This window comes from Roseibacillus ishigakijimensis (assembly GCF_016595415.1).
In the GTDB taxonomy this organism is placed as follows: Bacteria; Verrucomicrobiota; Verrucomicrobiia; order Verrucomicrobiales; family Akkermansiaceae; genus Roseibacillus; species Roseibacillus ishigakijimensis.
In genome coordinates, this window is sequence record NZ_JAENIO010000070.1 from 1 (window position 1) to 2,500 (window position 2,500).

General features: G+C 53.6%; 2 rRNA genes (1 of these 2 cut by a window edge). Both read right to left on the minus strand.

Going from position 1 to position 2,500, the window contains the following annotated elements:
- Window positions 1-126 precede the first annotated feature (126 nt).
- Window positions 127-242: ribosomal RNA gene (gene rrf / locus JIN78_RS16360) — 5S ribosomal RNA — on the minus strand.
- Window positions 243-436: 194 nt separating this feature from the next.
- Window positions 437-2,500: ribosomal RNA gene (locus tag JIN78_RS16365) — 23S ribosomal RNA — on the minus strand; it runs 718 nt beyond the window's last position.

Sequence of the window (2,500 nt, forward strand, 5' to 3'; positions counted from 1 at the left end):
TCTGCCTCTCCGCCACGCGGGACGCGTCTTCCCTTTCTGGCAGCCGACTTCCCCTGTCCTCCTTCCAGTCCCTCTTCGCGGACAAAAAAAGAGCCCGATTCCGTCGCTAGACGAAATCGGGCTTTTAACTGGCGGCGACCTACTCTCACAGGGCCTGTCGCCCCACTACCATCGGCGCGGCAGCGTTTCACTTCCGGGTTCGGGATGGGACCGGGTGGTTCCACTACGCTCTGGCCACCAGAGGGAAACTTTCGAAAGGCTTTTTCTTTCTTCCGAGGGCTTCCCTCTAAGGGCTAGGCGTTTACGAACGAGTCTTTCCTGCTCTTTGATGCCCGTGTGAAAGGTCTGATTGTCTCCTGCACCGTTTCCGGCTTTTGCGCTCTATCAATCGTTGTTTGTCTTTGTTTCTTGGAACTTGAGATTTTCGAGAGTTGAAGAAATCAAGTCGATCGGATGATTAGTACTGCTTGGCTACATGTGTTGCCACACTTCGACCGACAGCCTATCAACGTGGTCGTCTCCCACGATCCTTAAGGGAAGATTTATCTTGCGAATGGCTTGGCGCTTAGATGCTTTCAGCGCTTATCCGTTCCGCACGTAGCTACTCTGCAATGCCCTTGACAGAACAACAGATACACCAGAGGTGCGTCGTTTCCGGTCCTCTCGTACTAGGAAACGAACCGCGCAATCTTCCTGCGCTCACAGAGGATAGAGGACCGAACTGTCTCGCGACGTTCTGAACCCAGCTCGCGTGCCGCTTTAACCGGCGAACAGCCGGACCCTTGGGACCTTCTCCAGCCCCAGGATGCGACGAGCCGACATCGAGGTGCCAAACCACGCCGTCGATATGAACTCTTGGGCGTGATCAGCCTGTTATCCCTAAGGTACCTTTTATCCGTTGAGCGACGGCAATTCCACATTCAACCGCCGGATCACTAAGGCCTACTTTCGTATCTGCTCGACTTGTCGGTCTCACAGTTAGGCGGGCTTGTGCCTTTACACTCGAAACACGGTTGCCGACCGTGCTGAGCCCACCTTCGCGCTCCTCCGTTACTCTTTGGGAGGATACCGCCCCAGTAAAACTGACCGGCTGCCACGGTCCCCCAGCCGGATGACGGCATGGGGTTAGAATTTCCAACATCAAAGGGTGGTATCTCACTGGTGACTCCACCGTCCCCTAAAGGATGGCTTCGAAGTCTCCCACTTATGCTGAGCATTGAGGTCGAAAAAACAGTAACAGCGTACAGTTAAGGTCTATAGGGTCTTTCCGTCCTTCTGCGAGTAGCCGGCATCTTCACCGGCGTTACAATTTCACTGAGCTCCTGGTTGAGACAGTGCCCAACTCGTTGCACGATTCGTGCAGGTCGGAACTTACCCGACAAGGAATTTCGCTACCTTAGGACCGTTATAGTTACGGCCGACATTCACCAGGACTTGGGTTCGGAGCTTCGCCCGAGGGCTAACACCTTACCGTAATCTTTTGGCATTGGTCACGTGTCACATCCTATACATCGGCTTGCGCCTTAGCAGAATGCTGTGTTTTTGCTAAACAGTCGGTTGGGCCATTTCACTGCGGCCCCCATAAAAGGGGCACTCCTTCTCCCGAAGTTACGGAGCCATTTTGCCGAGTTCCTTAACCAGGTTTCACTCTTGCGCCTTGGTATACTCTACCCACCCACCTGTGTCGGTTTGCGGTACGGGCCATTAGTGTCAGGGCTTTTCTTGGCTCAAGCGCCGGATATACGGATTGGCCGTAGCCGCACCTCGGAATTCAATAACCTGGTATCCTTGACTCAAGCGTCCTCCTGACTGGGTGCCGGAATATTAACCGGCTTGCCATCCCCTACGCCTATCGGCCTCGGGTTAGGTCCCGACTAACCCCGGGACGAAAAACGTTGCCCGGGAAACCTTGGGTTTACGGCGGAGCGGGATTTCACCGCTCTTATCGTTACTCATGTCTGCATTCTCACTTCCCAACGCTCCAGGGTCAGTCGCCATCACCCTTCACTGCGTTGGGAACGCTCTCCTACCACTCCTTACGGAGTCCAGAGCTTCGGTATTCTACTTATCGCCAATCATTTTAGGCGCAAGGTCTCTCGATGAGTAAGCTATTACGCACTTTTTAAATGGTGGCTGCTTCTAAGCCAACATCCTCACTGTCTGTGAAACCTCACCTCCTTTCCACTGAGTAGAATTTAGGCACCTTAGCTGCTGGTCTGGGCTGTTTCCCTTTCGCCAATGGAGCTTATCCCCCACTGACTCACTGCTGTATTACACCTGAGGGTATTCGGAGTTTGATAGGGGTTGGTACCCGGGTATGGGCCCTAGCCCTTTCAGTGCTCTACCCCCCTCAGTCAGCATACAACGCTGTACCTAAATACATTTCGGAGAGAACCAGCTATCACGGGGTTTGAATAGCCTTTCACTCCTACCCACAGCTCATCCGAGCGTTTTTCAACACACATCGGTTCGGTCCTCCACGTGATTTTACTCACGCTTC